Here is a 19,084-nt window from a genome sequence, read left to right as displayed (position 1 = left end):
CCGTTGACACAAGTCATATACGGACATACATATTTTCTGTAAATGTGAATGAGGAGTCGTTGTGGACAGGTCGCTCGGAGCCGCCATCGACATTATCGAAGCTGCTCACGCCGGCAGCCAGCCGCGGCCCGTGGTGCAAGCGTTCTTCGATGAGTCGACTTTCACGGCCAGCTACGTCGTCCACGATCCGGGGACGCTGAAGGCGGCAATCATCGACTCAGTGCTGGATTTCGATGCCGCCGCCGGCCGCACGTCCAGGACTTCGGCCGACGCGATCATCGCTTATGTCGAGGAGAGGGGGTTAACGGTAGAATGGTTGCTTGAGACGCACGCCCATGCCGATCACCTGTCCGCTGCCCCCTATTTGCAGGAGCGGCTAGGCGGGCAACTTGGGATTGGGCGTGAGATCACGACGGTACAGCATGTTTTTGGCAAGCTGTTCAACGCTGGCAGCGATTTCGAACGTGACGGCTCGCAATTCGATCGGCTGTTCGACGACGGCGATATCTTCGCGGTTGGCGCGCTTCAGGCGTCGGTGCTCCATGTGCCAGGCCACACCCCTGCGGACCTCGCCTATGTCATCGGCGACGCGGTGTTCTGCGGCGACACATTGTTCATGCCCGATTATGGCACCGCGCGGGCCGACTTTCCCGGCGGCGATGCGCGACGGCTGTTCCGGTCGATCCGTCGCCTCCTCAGCCTGCCGGACGATGCGCGCTTGTTCCTGTGTCACGACTACAAGGCCCCGGGGCGCGACGCGTTCGCTTGGGAAACGACGATCCGTGACGAACGCATCGCCAATGTCCATGTGCACGAGGGCGTGACCGAGGACGAGTTCGTCAAGATGCGCCGCGATCGCGACGCGACCCTCGACATGCCCAAGCTGATCCTCCCCGCAGTGCAGGTGAACATGCGCGGCGGCGAACTGCCACCGGCTGAGGACAATGGCGTTCGCTATCTTAAACTCCCGCTTGATGTACTCTGATGTTGCCCGCTTACGCCATGCCGTTCCAGGGTTTTGTCGGTGGGCTGATGATCGGCCTGGCCGCCGCGCTCATGCTGTTGGGCCTGGGGCGGATCGCCGGTGTTAGCGGTCTGGCCGCGCGCGCGAGCGGATTATCAGCAACGGGAACGCCCCGGGCGATCGCCGCTGCGTTCGTCGTGGGCCTGCCGCTCGGTGCGCTGATATTGGAGATCATGGGTGCGGATGTCCCGGCTCGTTTTCCGGGCATGGCGACCTTGATCACAGGCGGCTTGATCGTCGGCTTCGGCACGCGACTGGGCAGCGGCTGTACCAGCGGTCATGGTGTGTGCGGCCTGGCCCGGTTGTCGCCACGCTCAGTTGTCGCCACCGCAACCTTCATGGCGACCGGAATCGCCACGGTGGCGGCAATGAACGCGCTGGGGCTTGGCTGGTGAACGGACGCATCTTCCTGGCGCTCGTTGCCGGCGTGCTGTTTGGCGCTGGCCTGACGCTTTCCGGCATGACCGACCCTACACGGGTTCGCGCGTTCCTTGACCTGTTTGGGGCTTGGGACCCAACTCTCGCCTTCGTCATGGGCGGTGCTTTGCTTCCTATGACGGTCGCATGGGCAATCGTTCGGCGGCGCGACGCGCCGATCGCCGCCGACCGCTTTGACTTGCCCGAAATGAGCGGAATCAATACCCGGCTCGTCGTCGGCGCAGGGCTGTTCGGGGTCGGATGGGGCGTTGCCGGTCTATGCCCGGGGCCGGCGATCGCAGCGCTTGCGCTTGAGCCGGCGTCGGCTGCGATCTTCGTGGCTGCCATGCTTACTGGTTTTGCGCTGCACCGTTATGCCGTGGCGCCTAGGCCGACGATCCAAGGCCGGAAGAGGATGCCGTCATGAATCCTCGCCCATTGGCACCCCGCCTCTCCAACAGCTCGCACATCAGCTTGTCGGACGTCGACGCGGCGCACGCGCAGGGCTTCCGTTCGATCATCGTCAAGCGCCCCCGCAGCAAGGAGCCGGCACGGCCTGGGACCAATCAGATGCGGCAGGCCGCGACTAGGATCGGGCCTGGGTCCGCCGCGATCCCGGTGGTGCCCGACAAACTCACGGTCGATGACGTAGTCAGCTTCGCCGACGCCTTCACGCTTGAAAGGCAGGCGCTTGCCTGTTGCCGCACGGGCAAACGGCCCTCCAGCCTGTCTTGGCTGCTCAAGGAGAAAGCGCTCCCGTGGACCCATTGGAAGGATATGGTGAAGGGGCATGAGTGGCTCGCTAGGCCGGACCAGCTGCCACACGCACCGATACCGCATGTCTCAACGGTAAACCCGCGCGGCGAATCCGCGCGAAATCCGCTGACGTGCTGACACCGCTCCAATATGCGCTTGGAGGCGCATCGGGGGGACTCGTCGGCTTTTCGCTCGGCCTGATCGGCGGAGGCGGGTCGATCCTGGCGGTGCCGTTGATGGTATATCTGGTTGGTGTCACCAATCCGCATGTGGCTATCGGCACGTCGGCGCTGGCGGTCGCGGCAAATGCTGCGGCCGGTCTCGCCAGTCATGCGCGGGAGCATAATGTGAAATGGCGCTGCGGCGGCATATATGCGGCGGCGGGAGTGGCGGGCGCTTTCGCCGGATCGACGATTGGCAAGGCGTTCGACGGCCAGAAGCTGCTTTTCCTCTTCGCGCTCGTCATGATCGTGGTCGGGATTCTGATGCTGAAAAGGCGGAAGGCGCAAAGCATAGCCGGTGCGCAATGCAATCGCCACAATGCCCCGCAAGTGCTGGGCTACGGGCTTGGTACGGGCGTCTTCTCCGGCTTTTTCGGCATAGGTGGCGGCTTCCTCATTGTGCCGGGCCTCGTCGCTTCGACCAGGATGCCCATGATCAACGCAATTGGCACCAGTCTCGTCGCGGTTACCGCCTTTGGTTTCACAACTGCGCTCAACTATGCCTCTTCCGGGCTGATCGACTGGCCTCTGGCGGGCGTGTTCATTGTCGGCGGCATCGCGGGAGGAAGCGTCGGCGCGGCAGTCGCCAAGCGCCTGTCCGGGACTGGCGCTCTCCCGGGCGTGTTTGCCGGCCTTGTCTTTCTCGTCGCCGCCTACATGCTCTGGCGTAGCTGGAATGCGCTGTGACGGTTTGACTCATTGTCATGTGATGGCGCTGCTGCGATATTGGCCGCGCTCAGGAGGGACAGATGTTCGACAATCTTGATGCAGTGCTGTTGGCGCGAATCCAGTTCGGTTTCACCGTCAGCTTCCACTTCATCTTCCCCGCCTTTTCCATCGGCCTCGCAAGCTATCTCGCGGTGCTCGAAGGCCTTTGGCTGCGTACGGGCAAGGACCTCTACATCGATCTTTTCCGTTACTGGGTGAAGATCTTCGCGGTGGCTTTCGCGATGGGCGTTGTCTCCGGCATTGTCATGTCCTATCAGTTCGGCACCAACTGGTCGGTATTCTCGACCAGGGCCGGCCCTGTTATCGGTCCGCTGATGGCCTATGAGGTGCTGACCGCCTTTTTCCTCGAAGCCGGGTTTCTTGGCGTCATGTTGTTCGGCATGAGCAAGGTCGGCAAGCAGTTGCACTTCGCAGCTACATGCATGGTGGCGCTCGGCACCTTCATTTCCGCCTTCTGGATTTTGAGCGTCAACAGTTGGATGCAGACGCCGACCGGGTTTGAAGTCGCCCCAGACGGACGTTTGCTGCCCGGCCCATCCTGGCTGGCGATCATCTTCAATCCAAGCTTTCCCTATCGGCTCGTCCACACGGTCATCGCTGCGTACCTCACCACATCGCTGGTGGTAGGCGCGGTCGGCGCATGGCATTTGCTCCGCGACAGAACCAGCGTTCATGCGCGCAAGATGTTCTCCATGGCGATGTGGATGGCGGCGGTCGTCGCGCCTATTCAGATATTCGCCGGTGACATGCACGGTCTCAACACGCTCGAGCACCAGCCCACAAAGGTGATGGCGATGGAAGGGCATTATGACAGCCACCCCAATGGCGCGCCGCTGATCCTGTTCGGCATCCCCAACCCAGCGGAAAAGCGCATCGACTATGCGGTTGAGATCCCCAAAGCCTCATCTCTGATCCTGAAGCACGACCTTGATGCGCCGCTCGCTGGACTCGACACGGTTCCCGACGACCGCGAACCACCTGTGCTGGTCGTCTTCTGGTCTTTTCGTGTGATGGTGGGGCTCGGTTTCGCGATGCTTGGCCTTGGTCTATGGAGCCTCGTCGCGCGCTGGCGTCACCATCTTTACGACTGGCCGTGGCTCCACCGCATGGCGGTGCTCATGGGACCATCGGGCTTCATCGCAGTGATTGCCGGATGGATCACAACCGAAGTCGGCCGCCAGCCATACACCGTCTATGGCCAACTCCTCACCAGCCAGTCGCACTCGCCGCTAGCCGCGCCAGCAGTGGCAGCCTCGCTCGTCGCTTTCGTGCTGGTCTATTTCGCGGTGTTCGGAGCTGGCACCTGGTATATCCTGCGCCTGATGCATAGGCCGGCTGCGCCCAACGAGCCGGAGCCTGATCGCGCCCCTGTCCGCACCGCCGGCATTACACCTGCGCCGACGTTCGGCGCCGCGACGTCGGAGTGAGCGCGATGCACATCAACTTTGATCTCACCACTGTCTGGGCTTTCATCATCGCCTTCGCCGTGTTCATGTATGTCGTGATGGACGGGTTCGACCTCGGCATCGGCATCCTGTTCCCGTCCTTGAGGGTCGGCGACGAGCGCGATCAGGCAATGAACTCCATCGCACCGGTCTGGGACGGCAACGAGACTTGGCTGGTGCTCGGCGGCGGTGGCCTGTTTGCGGCATTTCCGCTTGCCTACGGCGTGATTCTGACCGCGACATATCCGTTGATCATCGCGATGCTGCTCGGCCTTGTGTTTCGCGGTGTGGCGTTCGAGTTCCGTTGGCGCGACCCCAATCACCGCGCGGTGTGGGATGTCGCATTCAGCCTCGGCTCGTTTGTCGCTGCATTCGCACAAGGGATCACGCTCGGCGCGATCCTGCAAGGCGTACGCGTGGTGGATCAGGCTTATGCGGGTGGCTGGCTCGACTGGCTGACGCCGTTCAGCTTGTTGACCGGCGCGGGGGTGGTCGTCGGCTATGCGCTGCTCGGCGCGACGTGGATGATATGGAAAGTCGAAGGCACAGCAGAAACCCATGCGCGTCGCGTCGCACTCTGGGCGGGTGTGGGAACGCTCATCGCGATGGGAGCGGTCAGCGCGGCGACGCCGTTCCTTCAATTTGAATATTGGAAGCGTTGGTTCGATATGCCGGGTGTGCTCGCCACCGCGCAGGTGCCGCTCGTCACAGCCATTCTTGCCTTCCTGTTCTTCCGCTGTCTGCGCCGTGGCGCAGTGGCTGCACCCTTCCTGCTCTCGCTCGCGTTATTTGCGATGGGCTTTTCCGGCCTCGGTATCAGCCTTTTTCCCTATATCGTACCCGACACCATCACTATCTGGGATGCCGCCGCGCCTGAGCGCAGTCAGCTGTTCATGCTGGTTGGCACTGCGGTCATCATGCCAGTCATCCTGGCCTATACCGCTTGGGCCTATTGGGTCTTCCGCGGTAAGGTGGGCACGCACGGCTACCACTAATGTCCCTCACATCCCCTCCGCTGTGGAAGCGCCTGGCGTGGCTGGCAGGAATTTGGGCAGCAAGCGTCGCGACCCTTGGCGTTGTCGCTGGCGTGCTGCGCTGGTGGATAGCTGCCTAGCTGCCTTTGCTGATTATGAGGGCTGGAGCGTGGCGAGGACGATTGAGCGATACTGAGCGGCGCGCTTGGGATCCATGTCAGAAAACGCCGGCCTGCATATCAGCACTGACCAACCCGTGTGTCTTGCTGTATTGACGGGAACCGGCGACGCCGCACTCGCCGATATCTGAACATTGGGGAATAATGACGGACGCCAGAGTCGGGATTCGCTTGGCCGGCACATCTAAAAAATGTCGGAAATCAGCCATCTATGGACGGCTCTGAAAGCGAAACCTGGAGGCCCGAGCCGGAATCGAACCGGCGTGCACGGATTTGCAGTCCGCTGCGTCACCACTCCGCCATCGGGCCTTCCGCAAGTGGGACGCCGCAAATGTGCGGCTTTGCCGGTAAAGTCAAGCGCGGTTGGTGCGATGCGCCGCAAGAATCTTGATCACATCCATGCAAAGCCGCTTGGCGCGGGCCGCACGCTGATTTAGAGGTCCGATGATCTCCTTAGTGTATTGCATTGCCAATACAGTTGTGCCAAGCGAGGAACTATCGTGAGCGAGCAAACCTATTCTTCGATGCGGACCGCTATGGTCGAGAGCCAGTTGCGCACCAGCGACGTGGACGACCAGCGCGTGATTGCGGTGATGGCCAAAGTGCCGCGGGAGGAGTTTGTTCCCGTTGAGCGCCGCGCCATGACCTATGTCGATCGTCCGATTCCGCTGGCCGGCGGCCGGGCGCTTAATGCGCCGCTGGTCACGGGGCGGCTGCTCAAGGAAGCGCAGATCGAGGTCGGGGACAAGGTGCTGCTGATCGGCGCCGCGACCGGCTATGCCGCCGCGCTGCTGGCCGAACTCGGCGCCCAGGTGACGGCGGTCGAGGAAGAGGGCGGCGCGGAGATCGCCCTACCCGGCGTGACCGTGGTTCGCGGACCGCTTGAGGCTGGCGCCCCGGCCGGCGCGCCCTTTGATGTTCTTTTCATTGACGGTGCGGTGGAGGAAGTTCCGGCCGCACTCGTTCAGCAGCTTGCCGATGGCGCGCGGGTCGTGACCGGCGTGATCGATCGCGGCGTCACGCGCCTGTGCGCTGGCAAGGTGATCGGCGGCGTTCTGGGTTTGAGCAGCCTGACGGACATTGAAATGGTGGCGTTGCCCGGCTTTGGTGCGCCCAAGACCTTTATATTCTGAATGAGGATCGGCGGGGGGAGATGACAGCGAAGCGCACCTATCAACGGCACCATGCCGCAGCTGCCCTGCTGTTGCTGACGTCTGCCATGACCGTTCCAGCCAGCGCCGAAACATTGCAGGGCGCGTTGGCCAAGGCCTATGCCTCGAACCCGACTCTGACCGGCGCGCGCGCCGGTCAGCGGGCGGCCGATGAGAATGTGCCGATCCAGAAGGCTGGCGGCCGACCGGCGCTGGACGTGACCGGCAGCTATAGCGAGAGCATCCTCAAGCCCACGATCAGCTTCACATCGCCGCAGCGGACCGTGAACGCCCAGGCGCAGCTCAGCGTGCCCATTTATTTGGGCGGCGCGGTGCGCAACAGCGTCAAGGCGGCGAAGGTGCGTGTCGCGGCGGGCCAGGCGGGGCTGCGCGGCACCGAAGCGAGCATCTTTTCGCAGACGGTTGCGGCCTATATGGACGTGATCCGTGATACCGCGATCGTCTCGCTGAACGAAGCCAATGTGAATGTGTTGCAGGTCAACCTCCAGGCCACCAACGACCGGTTCGAGGTCGGCGACCTGACCCGCACCGACGTGGCGCAGTCCGAATCGCGGCTGGCGCTGGCGCAGTCGGACCTTCAGACGGCGCAGGCGAACCTCATCACCAGCCGCGAAAATTATATCGCTCTGGTTGGGGAAGCGCCCGACGATCTGGAGCCGCCGCCGCAGCTTCCCGGCCTGCCGGCCAGTCCGAATACCGCCGTTCAGGTCGCGCTGGCCGACAATCCGGACATTGTCGCCGCCCAGAAGCAGCGTGAAGCGCGGGGCCTGGACGTGCGGGCGGCGCGCGGCAGCGTGATGCCGACCCTGTCGGCCTTCACCCAGGCGGGCTATACCAATTATCTCGATACGCTGGACAATGGGTCGGCGGGCGGTGGTTCGCAGATCAACAAGCAGGCCGCCGCCGGTCTGCAATTGACCGTTCCGCTCTATCAGGGCGGCCGCCCCGCCGCGCAGGTCCGGCAGAACCAGGCGCTGGAATCCCAGGCGATGGAGCAGGAGATCGAGACCGAACGGAGCGTCATCGCCCAGACCCGCGCGGCCTATGCAAGCTGGCAGGCGTCGCTCCAGACGATCGATTCGAGCCGCAAGGCGGTGGATGCGGCGTCGCTGTCGCTGGAGGGCGTGCGCGCAGAAAATTCGGTCGGCAGCCGCACCATTCTCGACATATTGAACGCCGAGCAGGAATCGCTGAGCGCCAAGGTTCAGCTGGTTTCGGCGCAGCGCAACGCCTATGTCGCCGGTTTCAGCCTGCTTGCGGCCATGGGCCATGCCGAAGCGGACGATCTGGGGCTGGACAGCGGTGCGCTCTATGATCCGATGGTCAATTATGACCGGGTGAAGGGCAAGTGGTTCGACTGGGATTTCGACTCCGCACCCCAGCCGGTAGCGACGCGCACCGTTGACACGCCGGCGCAAAACGCCAATGTCGATCCGGCTTCTTCGCAGCAGCCTTAACCGCTTGTTAACCTGATCGGGTAATTCTACAACGGCGAAGGTGCGCAATGGACTTTGGACGGGGATTATCCATGGGTGACATGACGAAGGAACCCTCGATGGAAGAGATACTCTCGTCCATCAAGCGGATCATCGCCGAGGAAGGCGAGGAGGCGGTTCAGTCCGCGCCCCGCCGCGCCCGAGCCGAAGCTGCCAAACAAGCGCCTGCGCCGACCGAGCCGGCCGTCGAGGAAGTGCTGGAATTGACCGATGAGGTCGCAGAGGAGGACGTGATGCCCGCTCCCAAAGCTGCTGCCAAGCCGTCCACCGCCGCCGCCGGTGAGGAAACCATCCTCTCGGTCGAAAGCGAAGTCGCGGCGCGCCATTCTCTTTCGGCCTTGTCCTCCATGCTGGTCGCACCGCGCGATGGCGAGGAGAATACGCTTGATGGGTTGGTCCGATCGATGCTGAAGCCGATGCTCAAGGAATGGCTCGATGCTCGCCTGCCTGCGTTGGTCGAAGAGATGGTGGCCAAGGAAATAGCGCGCATCACCAGCCGTTAAGGCTGCGCTTGCGGCGATTGCCGCAGCATCCTAAACCCCTCGCATCCTGACGATGCCCCGGCTGCCAGCCGTTCGCGTCGCATGTCCGATCCGAGGGTGATTTCCATGAAGATTTTTCTGTTTGCGGGGCTGAGCGCATTGGCCCTGGCGAGCGCGCCCGCGCTGGCCCGGCCCTTCACGCCCGCCGACATGGTGGCGCTGAACCGCGTCGGCGCGCCGGCGGTCTCGCCGGACGGTAAATGGCTGGCCTATCAGTTGCGCAGCACCGACCTGGCCGCCAATCGCGGGCGTATCGATCTTTACCTGCTCGACATCGGCAAGCCGGGGCAGGCGCCACGCCAGATCGCTTCGAGTGCGGACAAGAATGAAACCGCCCCGGTCTTCTCGCCCGATGGATCGTCGCTCTACTTCCAGTCCGACGCCAGTGGAGACGACCAGCTCTGGCGCGTGCCGCTGGCCGGCGGCGCGCCGGTGCAGATCAGCAAGGCGCCGGGCGGCATTTCCGGTTTCCTGCTCAGCCCCGATGGCGGCAGGGTGGCGCTGTGGGCGGATCGGCCGGTGGGTGCGAAGACGATCGACGATGTGAAGCCCGCCGCCCCCGCCGATGCGGGCAGTGGGCGGGTTTATGACCGGCTGTTCGTGCGTCATTGGGATACATGGTCCGACGGGCAGCGATCACAAATATTCGTCATGCCGGTCAGTGGTGGTCCGGCCGTTTCGGTCATGGGCGGACTGGTCGGCGACAGCCCGTCCAAACCCTTTGGCGGCGGTGAGGAAATCGCCTGGAGCAAGGACGGCAAGACCGTGTTCTTCGCGCTGCGCGAGGCGGGGCGGATCGAGCCGCTGTCGACCAATATCGACCTGTTCGCCGCGCCCGCCGATGGCAGCGCCGCGCCGGTCAACCTGACCGACGCCAATGACGCCACCGACACCATGCCCACCGTGTCGCCGGATGGCAAATGGCTGGCCTATGCCGCGATGAAGCGGCCGGGCTATGAGGCGGATCGGCTGGTGTTGACGTTGCGCAACATCGCGACCGGCGAAACGCGGGCGCTGACGGAAGATTGGGATCGGTCGGTCGGCTCGATCGCCTGGGCGGCGGATGGCAGGTCGCTGCTGGTGACAGCCAATGACGTGCTCGACAATCCGGTGTTCCGCATCGACGCCATGTCGGGCAAGGTCATGCGGCTGACGGAGAAGGGTCATGCCGGCAGCGTCGTGCCGCTGCCGCAGGGCGGGTTCGTCTATGCGCTCGACAGCATCCAGTCGCCTGCCGATTTCTGGAAGATGCCCGTAAAAGGCAAGCCGGTGCGGCTGACCAATGTCAACGCGCAGAAACTGGCGGGCGTGGATGACGTGTCGGTGGAGCGCTACAGCTTCAAGGGCGCCAATGGCGACACCGTCTGGGGGCAGATTGTGAAACCCAAAGGCGTGAGCGGCAAGCTGCCGGTCGCGTTCCTGGTCCATGGAGGGCCGCAGGGCAGTTTCAGCGATTCATGGTCCTATCGCTGGAACCCCAAGGCGTTCGCGGCCCATGGCTATGCCGCCGTCATCGTCGATTTCCACGGGAGCACCGGCTATGGTCAGGCCTTCACCGACAGCATCAACAAGGATTGGGGCGGCAAGCCGCTCGAAGACCTGAAGCTGGGCCTGGCCGCCGCAGCGGTGAAAGATGGCCAAGTCGATGCCGGCAACGCCTGCGCGCTGGGGGCCAGCTATGGCGGCTATATGATGAACTGGATCGAGGGCCAGTGGGTCGATGGGTTCAAATGCATCGTCCAGCATGACGGCGTGTTCGACGCGCGGGCCATGGCCTATGAGACCGAGGAATTATGGTTCGACGAATGGGAACATGGCGGCCCCTATTATGAGGTTCCGCAAGAGTTCGAGAAATGGAACCCGGTCAATCATGTCGGGCAGTGGAAAACACCGATGCTGGTGGTGACCGGGGAAAAGGATTTCCGCATTCCCTATACCCAAGGCCTAGCCGCGTTCACCGCGCTGCAGCGGCGCGACATTCCTTCGAAATTGCTGGTTTTTCCCGATGAGAATCATTGGGTGCTCAAGCCCAAAAACTCGCTGCAATGGTATGGCGAGGCGCTGGGCTGGCTCGATAAATGGACAGCGAAATAGACAGCTTCACGCACTGTGCTAGACTGGCCGCCATCCTGAAGCGGGGGACGACATGGTGATGGTGCTGATTGCGGCGGTGGCCTTTGTAGGCACGCATTTCCTGTTGTCCCATCCCCTGCGCGCGCCGATCGTGGCGCGGGTGGGGGAGAAGGGGTTTCTGGGCCTTTATTCGCTGGTCGCCTTTGCAACGCTGATCTGGCTGATCCAGGCATATCGTTCCGCACCCGTAACGACTATGCTCTGGCCGGTCGGTGACGTGCTCTGGGCGGTGGCGAGCGCGGCCATGCTGCTGGCCGCCATGCTGCTGATGGGATCGCTGATCCGCAATCCGGCCATGCCCGACCCGGACGGCAAGCTGATCATTCCCGCCCAAGCCAAGGGCGTGTTCGCGATCACGCGCCATCCGATGCTATGGTCCTTCGCGCTGTGGAGCATCAGTCATATCCTGGTCTATCCGGTCGCCAGCAACATCATCCTGGCGCTGGCCATATTGATCCTGTCGCTGGTCGGGGCGGCGTTGCAGGACGCCAAGAAGGAAACGCTCAAGCCGCAGGCATGGCGGCAATGGGAGGCGCGGACCAGCTATTGGCCGTTCGCCGCGATCGCCGCGGGCCGGGCCAAGTTCGGGCAGTTCGGGATGCACACGCTGGCGGGCGGGCTGCTGATCTGGCTGGTCGCGACCTGGGCGCATATGCCGCTGGCCGGATGGGCGGCGGGCATTTGGCGCTGGGTCGGGTGATAGTTTCGCTGGAATGGAGCCGGAAGGGCCTTTAAGGGCGCTTCCATGACCGAACTGCCAAAAACCTTCGACCCCGCGACGATCGAAACCCGCTGGTACGCCCATTGGGAAGAAAAGGGCCTGTTCCGCCCCGAACGGCCGGACGCCATGCCCTTCACCATCGTGAACCCGCCGCCCAATGTAACGGGCAGCCTGCATATCGGCCATGCGCTCGACAATACGTTGCAGGACATCGTCGTGCGTTACGAACGGCTGCGCGGCAAGGATGCGCTGTGGGTGGTCGGCACCGACCATGCCGGCATCGCGACGCAGATGGTGGTCGAACGGCAGCTTAATGCCAAGGGCGAAAAGCGTACCGACTACAGCCGCGAGGATTTCGTGGCGAAGGTGTGGGAATGGAAGGCGACAAGCGGCGGGACCATCACCGACCAGCTGCGGCGGCTGGGCTGCTCCATGGACTGGGCCAATGAGCGCTTCACCATGGATGAGGGGTTTTCGAAGGCGGTCGTCAAGACCTTCGTGGAACTGCACAAGCGCGGGCTGCTCTACCGCGACAAAAGGCTGGTCAACTGGGACCCGCATTTCCGCTCCGCCATTTCCGACCTGGAGGTGGAGACCAAGGAGACGAAGGGCGGCTTCTGGCGCTTCCGCTATCCGCTGGCGGACGGCGTGACCCTGGCCGACGGCGCCGACCATATCGTCGTCGCGACCACGCGGCCCGAAACGATGCTGGCCGACATGGCGGTCGCGGTGCATCCCGATGATCCGCGCTACAAGGACGTTATCGGCAAGGATATTGTCCAGCCGATCACCGGCCGGCGTTTCGCGATTGTGGCCGACGACCATGCCGACCCGGAGCTGGGATCGGGCGCGGTGAAGATCACGCCGGGGCATGATTTCAACGATTTCGAAGTCGGCAGGCGCGCGGGCATGAAGGCCGGCGACATGCTCAACATGTTCGACGCCGACGCGAAGGTGGTGCAGACCGCCGACGCGCGGGTGCCGGATCGCTTCATCGGCATGGACCGGTTCGACGCGCGCAAGGCGGTGGTCGAGGAGATGAAGACGCTGGGGATGCTCGTCCCCCATGTCACCAAGGACAAGGACGGCGAGGAAGTCACGGCCGATTTCGAGCCGCGCACCATCCAGACGCCCTATGGCGACCGCTCCGGCGTCGTGATCGAGCCATGGCTGACCGACCAATGGTATGTCGATGCCGCCAAGCTGGCCGTCGCGCCGATGCAGGCGGTGCGCGACGGCGCGATCGAGATCGTGCCCAGGACGTGGGAAAAGACCTTCTTCAACTGGATGGAGAATATCCAGCCCTGGTGCGTCAGCCGCCAATTGTGGTGGGGGCATCGGATTCCAGCTTGGTTTGGCTATCCGATTTGGGGAGCTTCGTTTAACAAGCTGAAACCTGAGGCCATGGGTAATCCTTCCTCGCCTTTACCAAATTTCGTTGCATTGAACGAGGCCGATGCGGTTATCTTGGCAGAACAATTCTATCGTGAGAACTGGGATTTAGAAGGTAAGAACTTTAAAGTTGTTGTGGGTGACGAAGCTGGTCTGAACGTCGATGGAAATGACGTGACGGCGATGATCCTCCGCGATTCCGACGTCCTCGATACCTGGTTCTCCTCCGCGCTCTGGCCCTTCGGCACGCTCGGCTGGCCGGAGCAGACGGAGAAGCTTGCCCGTCATTATCCCAACGACCTGCTGATTTCCGGCTTCGACATCCTGTTCTTCTGGGACGCGCGCATGGCGATGCAGGGGATGGAGTTCATGGGTGATGTCCCATGGAAGAAGCTCTATCTCCATGGCCTCGTCCGCGCGGCGGACGGGCAGAAAATGTCCAAGTCCAAGGGCAATGTGGTCGATCCGCTGGGCCTGATCGACAAGTTCGGCGCTGATGCGCTGCGCTTCTTCATGGCGGCGATGGAAAGCCAGGGCCGTGACGTGAAGATGGATGAAAAGCGGGTCGAGGGCTATCGCAACTTCGCGACCAAGCTGTGGAATGCGGCGCGCTTCCTTCAGTCGAACGGCGTGACGGCTTCGACCAGTCATGAGGCGCCAGCGGCCGAATTGCCGGTCAATCGCTGGATCATCGCGGAGACGGTCGGATGCGTGCAGGCGATCGACACCGCCATGACCGAACTGCGCTTCGACGCGGCCGCCAACGCCATCTATCATTTCGTGTGGGACCAGTTTTGCGACTGGTATATCGAGCTGACCAAAGGCGCGATGGATGAGGAGACCAAGGCGGTCGCCGGTTGGGCGTTCGACCAGATATTGGTCATGCTCCATCCCTTCATGCCGTTCATCACCGAGGAATTGTGGCACCTGACCGGAAGCCGCGACAATGAACTGATCGTCGCGCGCTGGCCGCAGGCGCTGGCGGCGGTCGATCAGGACGCCCAGGCGGAAATCGACTGGCTGATCCGGCTGGTGAGCGCGATCCGCACCGCGCGGACCGAACTCAACGTGCCGCCGGGCGCGAAGCTGCCGATGGTCGTGCGCGACGCGGCGGAGGCGACGCAGCGCCGGCTCGACCGGCAGGGCGTGGCGCTGGCGCGGCTGGGCCGGGTCGAAAGCCTGACCTTTGGCGAACCGCCGGCCGGCGGCGCGGCGCAGATCGTGGTGGATGAGGCGACCTTCATCCTGCCGCTGGAAGGCGTGATCGACATCGCGGCGGAAAAGACCCGCCTCGCCAAGGCGCTGGCCGCGGCGGAGAAGGAGCGGGACGGGCTGGGCGGTCGCCTGTCCAACCCCAGTTTCGTCGAAAAGGCCAAGCCCGAAGCCGTCGCCAAGGCGCGCGAGGACCATGCCGAAAAAAGCGCGGAGGCAGAACGGCTGAAGGCCGCTCTCGAACGGCTGGGCTGACGATCATCCTCCCCTTGCAGGGGAGGATGAGCTAAGCGGCGCTAACGGCAGACGACCCTATTCAAGACAAGCGGCCTGCGTGAGGAGGATGACATGCGTGCACCCGGCAAAGCCCCCAAAGACCTGACGCAGGGGCCGATCGGATCGACCCTGCTGCTCTTTGCCGTGCCCACATTGGCGTCGAACATCCTCCAGTCGCTCAACGGTTCGATCAACGCCATCTGGGTCGGCCGCTTTCTGGGCGCGCAGGCGCTGGCGGCGACGGCCAACGCCAATATCATCATGTTCCTGATGTTTTCGGTCGTATTCGGTTTCGGCATGGCGTCGACCGTGGTCATCGCCCAGTCGGTGGGCGCGCGCGACCTGGACGCGGCGCGGCGGGCCTTTGGTTCGGCGGTCGGCTTTTGTTCGATCCTGGGGCTGGGCGTGGCGGTGGCGGGATGGGTCGGCGCACCGGCGTTGCTGCGGCTGCTGGCCACGCCGCCAGAGGCATTCGACCTGGCGCTCACCTATTTGCGCGTGATCTTCATCGCCATGCCCGCCACCCTGCTCAGCGTCATGATGATGATGGGGCTGCGCGGCGCGGGGGATGCGCGCACGCCGCTAATCTTCATGATCGTCAGCGTCGCGATCGACCTGATCCTCAATCCGGTGCTGATCCTGGGGCTGGGGCCGTTCCCGGCCTTCGGCATCGCCGGGTCCGCCGCGGCGACGGCGACGGCGGGGTTCGTCAGCCTGATCGGCATCGTGATCTTCACCTATGCAAAGGATTTGCCGCTGCGGCTGCGCGGCCGGGAACTGCTTTACCTGCGGCCCGCCGCCGACCAGATGCGCGTGTTGCTGGGCAAGGGGCTGCCCATGGGGTTGCAGATGATCGTCATGTCGGCGTCAGGCCTCGTCATGATCGGTCTGGTCAATCGGGAGGGGTTGCTGGTGACGGCCGCCTATGGCGCCGCGCAGCAGATATGGACCTATCTCCAGATGCCGGCAATGGCGATGGGCGCGGCGGTCAGCGCCATGGCGGCGCAGAATGTCGGCGCGGGGCGTTGGGACCGGATCAGCCGCATCACCGGCTATGGCATGGGTTTCCTGCTCGCGGTGACGAGCGCGATGGTCGTCATCATCCTGCTGTTCCACGAACCGCTGCTGTCCCTGTTCCTGGGCAGCAACCAGCCGGCGATCGATGCGGCCTGGAACATGCAGTTGCTGGCGAGCTGGAGCTTCATGATGTTCGGCTGCACCATGATCCTGTTCGGCGTCATGCGAGCCAATGGCGTGGTCGTGGCGCCGCTGGTCATCCTGACCTTCACGCTGTTCGCGGTGCGGCTGGGCTTCTATCATCTGGCCTATCCGACGCTGGGCGCCGATGCGCTCTGGCTGAGCTTCCCTGCCGGGTCGGCGGCCTCGCTGCTGTTGGCCTGGGCCGTCTATGCGCAGGGCGGCTGGCGCAAGGCCAAGCTGATGGTGCCGGTCAACGTCGAGGAATGCCGGGAAGCGGTGAACAGCGAGACCGAGCCGGCCGGGCGGATCGCGCCGGTCGGCTGATCCTCGCTTATCGGCCCTGGTTGCGCCAGCGGGTGATGGTGCGGTCGAGAATGTCGCTCTCGCCGCCCGATTGGCGCCACAGGTCGGTGAAGCTGGGATCGCCCGAGGCGGGGCGGCGGCTTTCCTCCAGATTGTCGAGCGCGACGCGGATCGGCACCGCGACGCCTTCGCCGCAGATGATCGCTTCCCGGTTGCGCAGCGCGGGGATGGTGTCCAGGAAGCCGCGCGCGCCTTCGGGCATGGCGGCCTTCACGAACGCCTGGTCGCGATCATTGTTGAGGCGCATCGCGATGATCGTGCCGCATTGCGACAGCACGCCTTCGGCCAGATCCGACGGGCGTTGCGTGATAAGGCCCAGCGAGACGCCATATTTACGGCCTTCCTTGGCGATACGCTCCAAAATCTTGCGCACCGCCTGGCCCGCGCCGGTGGTGGTGTTGGGGATGTAGCGATGCGCTTCCTCGCAGACCAGCAGGATCGGCCGCTGCGGTTCGTCGCGCGCCCAGATGGCATAGTCGAACACCAGCCGCGAGAGCACCGACACCACGACGGAAGTGATGTCGGACGGCATGGCCGACACGTCGATGATCGAAATCGGCTTGCTGTCGGCGGGCAGGCGGAAAATCTTGGCGATGAACGCCTGCATCGTATCGGCGACCAGCATCCCGGAGAACATGAAGCTGTAGCGCGGGTCGGCCCTGATCTCGTCAATTTTGGTCTTGAGCCGCATATAGGGCAGCGAATTGGTGCCCTTGTCGAGCTTCCCCATCTCGTTCTGGAGGATCGCGGTGAGGTCGGACAGGAGATAGGGGACCGGCGAATCGACCGTCAGTCGACCGATGCTTTCGGCAAGCCGGTTCTTCGACCGCGCGGCGAGCAGGCATTTGGCGAGGATGTCGCTGTCCACCGTGCGGTCGGCGCCCTGCGAGGTGACGAACACCTCGCAATGTTCCTCGAAATTCATCAGCCAATAGGGGAGGGCCAGGTTGCCCACGTCATAGACCGCGCCATTCTGCGTGAAGGCCGCGCCATATTCGCCATGGGGGTCGATCATGACGATATGGCCCTGGGGCGACAGGTCGCAGATGCGGTGGAGGATCAGCGCGGCGCTGGTCGACTTGCCGGTGCCGGTGGAGCCGAGCAGCGCGAAATGCTTGCCCAGCATCGAATCGACATAGAGCGCGGCGCGCGTGTCGCTGGTGGGATAGACGGTGCCGATCTGCACATGAGCGCGATCGTCGGCGGCGTAGATTTGCTGCATGTCCGCGCTCGACACCGGGAAAATCTCGGTGCCCGGCGTGGGATAGCGGGTGACGCCCCGGCGGAAGCGGTGAATGCGTCCGGTCAGCTTTTCCTCGTCGCCCTCGCCCAGGAAATCAATATCCGCGACGATGCCCTGGCTCGCCTGATCCAGCGCCATGGCGCGCACGCTGGCCACCAGCCAACTGTCGCCCACACGCATCTTCACCTGACTGCCGACCTGTCCCGCCATCGCGATGCAGGGGTCCGCGTCCGCGCCGAGCGCCGTAAGCCGGTGCGCGTCGATCAGCATCTTGGAACTGGACCCGGCAATCTGGAAGATCATGCCCATCGACTGATCCGAACCGGGCCGCGCGGATGCGACCGCGGCAGTGAAGGATTGAGCGCCCGGCATATGCGTCATCGCGTAATCTGGTCCCCTGAACCGGCATCGCGTCCGGCAAACAGCAGGTCTATAGCGGCCAGAGGTAAATTTTGACTTAGCCGTGAAGCAGCGGCCGTCCCCATGAACGACGCGCGGGAGGAAGCAGGGGAACATGGATCAGGTTCAGGCATTTATGCGCCACCACAGACAGGATGCTTTCTTGCACGACATGATCCCGGTCGATGGAGCGCGCCGCTCCGACGCGATTGCCATAGCCCGTGTCATCTGCATCCTGGGGGTGGTGTATGTCCACGCCTGGACCGGCCTGAATGGCGAAGCGCTGGCGCAATTGCGGGGCAGCGGGCAGGATAATCTGCGCTGGGCGCTGATGGAGATATTCGGCCGCAGCGCGGTGCCGCTGCTGGGCCTGATTTCCGGCTGGCTGGTTGCGGGATCGGGCCGCGCGCGCGACTGGCGCAGCCATGTGGCGCGCAAGGCGCGCACCATCGCCTTGCCGATGATCCTGTGGAATGGCCTAGCGATCCTGTTCGTGTCGGGGGCGGCGTCGACGTTCGGCCTGTCGGCGCCGACGCCGCAGTCGGCCGAGTGGGTGGCGCAGGAGCTTTTCATCCTGACCCGCAACCCCGACATCAACGTCCAGATGCCGTTCCTGCGAGACCTGTTCCTGTGCATGGTCGCCGCGCCGTTGCTGGTGCGGTTGCCCGGATGGGCGCTGATGCTGATCGCGCTGGCGGCCGCAGCCGCGCATGTCGCCGGATTGGGGCCGCCGCTGCTGATGCGCACGTCGATCCTGTTCTTTTTCGTGGCCGGCATCCTGACGCGGCGGGGCGCGGGGGAAGAAAAGGTCGCGATGCTGCCGCTGCCGCTGGCGATATTGCCTTTCGCGCTGCTGATGGCGGCTCAACTCTATCGCACCATCGCACTGGGTGACGGCGAATGGCCGCTGGTCCAGCGCAGCCTGGACCTGGCGGTCCGCATCGCCGCCGCCGTCGCCTTCTGGCGCATTGCCTGGGCCTTGGCGGGCACGGGGGCACGCGGGCTGCTGCTGCGGATCGAACCCTATGCCTTCTTCCTCTTTTGCGCGCACCTCATCCTGATCTGGCTGGGTGGCCCGGTGTTGGGCGCGCTGTTCGGGCCGATGGGATCGCCGCTTTATCCCGTCTATCTGATCCTTCAGCCGCTGATCGTGCTGGCGGCGGTGATCCCGATCGGCGGCGCCTTGCAGC

At 63.7% G+C, this 19,084-nt stretch carries 17 protein-coding genes and 1 tRNA gene; 16 read left to right on the top strand and 2 right to left on the bottom strand.

Annotated features, from left to right (window positions below; translation table 11 throughout):
- The first annotated feature begins 61 nt into the window (after positions 1–61).
- The 8 genes from C100_RS41730 to C100_RS48010 all read left to right on the top strand — a co-directional run bounded on the left by C100_RS41730 (position 62) and on the right by C100_RS48010 (position 5,706).
- Positions 62–985, top strand: coding sequence for an MBL fold metallo-hydrolase (locus C100_RS41730; RefSeq protein WP_024021063.1), 924 nt, complete (start codon positions 62–64; stop codon positions 983–985).
- A complete protein-coding gene (locus C100_RS41725) occupies positions 985–1,419 on the top strand; it encodes a YeeE/YedE family protein (protein WP_024021062.1) in 435 nt (144 codons plus the stop codon). The genes C100_RS41730 and C100_RS41725 overlap by 1 nt, the downstream gene beginning before the upstream one ends.
- Positions 1,416–1,868 carry a DUF6691 family protein gene (locus tag C100_RS41720; protein ID WP_024021061.1) on the top strand — a complete coding sequence of 151 codons (453 nt, stop codon included), beginning with the start codon at positions 1,416–1,418 and terminating at the stop codon, positions 1,866–1,868. The genes C100_RS41725 and C100_RS41720 overlap by 4 nt, the downstream gene beginning before the upstream one ends.
- Positions 1,865–2,335: a beta-lactamase hydrolase domain-containing protein gene (locus C100_RS0125120; protein WP_024021060.1), complete on the top strand. Its 471-nt coding sequence runs from the start codon at positions 1,865–1,867 to the stop codon at positions 2,333–2,335. The genes C100_RS41720 and C100_RS0125120 overlap by 4 nt, the downstream gene beginning before the upstream one ends.
- Positions 2,329–3,105 (top strand): sulfite exporter TauE/SafE family protein, encoded by a 777-nt coding sequence (locus C100_RS41715; RefSeq protein ID WP_024021059.1) that lies wholly within the window; start codon positions 2,329–2,331, stop codon positions 3,103–3,105. The genes C100_RS0125120 and C100_RS41715 overlap by 7 nt, the downstream gene beginning before the upstream one ends.
- Before the next feature lie 62 nt (positions 3,106–3,167).
- On the top strand, positions 3,168–4,574 hold the full coding sequence (locus tag C100_RS41710) for a cytochrome ubiquinol oxidase subunit I (protein ID WP_024021058.1): 1,407 nt from the start codon (positions 3,168–3,170) through the stop codon (positions 4,572–4,574).
- Between the two features lie 5 nt (positions 4,575–4,579).
- A complete protein-coding gene (cydB, locus tag C100_RS41705) occupies positions 4,580–5,587 on the top strand; it encodes a cytochrome d ubiquinol oxidase subunit II (protein ID WP_031309965.1) in 1,008 nt (335 codons plus the stop codon).
- The gene (locus C100_RS48010) at positions 5,587–5,706 is read left to right on the top strand and encodes a DUF2474 domain-containing protein (RefSeq protein WP_084625462.1); all 120 of its coding nucleotides are present in this window, start codon (positions 5,587–5,589) and stop codon (positions 5,704–5,706) included. Before cydB ends, C100_RS48010 begins: the two co-directional genes overlap by 1 nt.
- A 274-nt stretch (positions 5,707–5,980) precedes the next feature.
- Here C100_RS48010 and C100_RS41700 read toward each other — a convergent pair.
- Positions 5,981–6,054, bottom strand: a tRNA-Cys gene (locus tag C100_RS41700).
- A gap of 191 nt (positions 6,055–6,245) precedes the next feature.
- On the opposite strand from C100_RS41700, the gene C100_RS41695 reads away from it, so the two are divergent.
- The 7 genes from C100_RS41695 (at position 6,246) to C100_RS41665 (ending at position 16,213) form a co-directional block, all read left to right on the top strand.
- Positions 6,246–6,878 (top strand): protein-L-isoaspartate O-methyltransferase family protein, encoded by a 633-nt coding sequence (locus C100_RS41695; protein WP_024021056.1) that lies wholly within the window; start codon positions 6,246–6,248, stop codon positions 6,876–6,878.
- A gap of 20 nt (positions 6,879–6,898) precedes the next feature.
- A complete protein-coding gene (locus tag C100_RS41690; protein WP_024021055.1) occupies positions 6,899–8,374 on the top strand; it encodes a TolC family outer membrane protein in 1,476 nt (491 codons plus the stop codon).
- 71 nt (positions 8,375–8,445) lie between these two features.
- Positions 8,446–8,916 carry a DUF2497 domain-containing protein gene (locus C100_RS41685; protein ID WP_024021054.1) on the top strand — a complete coding sequence of 157 codons (471 nt, stop codon included), beginning with the start codon at positions 8,446–8,448 and terminating at the stop codon, positions 8,914–8,916.
- 105 nt (positions 8,917–9,021) lie between these two features.
- Positions 9,022–11,049, top strand: a complete 2,028-nt coding sequence (locus tag C100_RS41680) for an alpha/beta hydrolase family protein (protein ID WP_024021053.1) — start codon at positions 9,022–9,024, stop codon at positions 11,047–11,049.
- A gap of 52 nt (positions 11,050–11,101) precedes the next feature.
- On the top strand, positions 11,102–11,788 hold the full coding sequence (locus C100_RS41675; RefSeq protein ID WP_024021052.1) for an NnrU family protein: 687 nt from the start codon (positions 11,102–11,104) through the stop codon (positions 11,786–11,788).
- 45 nt (positions 11,789–11,833) lie between these two features.
- Complete coding sequence (locus C100_RS41670) at positions 11,834–14,668, top strand: valine--tRNA ligase (RefSeq protein WP_024021051.1); 2,835 nt, start codon at positions 11,834–11,836, stop codon at positions 14,666–14,668.
- A gap of 93 nt (positions 14,669–14,761) precedes the next feature.
- Entirely contained in the window at positions 14,762–16,213 is a 1,452-nt protein-coding gene (locus C100_RS41665; protein ID WP_024021050.1) for an MATE family efflux transporter, read from the top strand.
- A gap of 7 nt (positions 16,214–16,220) precedes the next feature.
- Here C100_RS41665 and C100_RS41660 read toward each other — a convergent pair whose 3' ends face one another.
- Positions 16,221–17,876, bottom strand: coding sequence for an ATP-binding protein (locus C100_RS41660; protein ID WP_024021049.1), 1,656 nt, complete (start codon positions 17,874–17,876; stop codon positions 16,221–16,223).
- 190 nt (positions 17,877–18,066) lie between these two features.
- On the opposite strand from C100_RS41660, the gene C100_RS41655 reads away from it, so the two are divergent.
- Positions 18,067–19,084: acyltransferase family protein (locus C100_RS41655; RefSeq protein WP_031309963.1), on the top strand; the 1,018-nt coding region annotated here is incomplete at its 3' end.

The organism is Sphingobium sp. C100, from assembly GCF_000508185.1.
Lineage (GTDB): Bacteria > Pseudomonadota > Alphaproteobacteria > Sphingomonadales > Sphingomonadaceae > Sphingobium.
The sequence above is the reverse complement of the archived record's forward strand: the minus strand, read 5'-3'. Positions and strand labels throughout refer to the sequence as shown.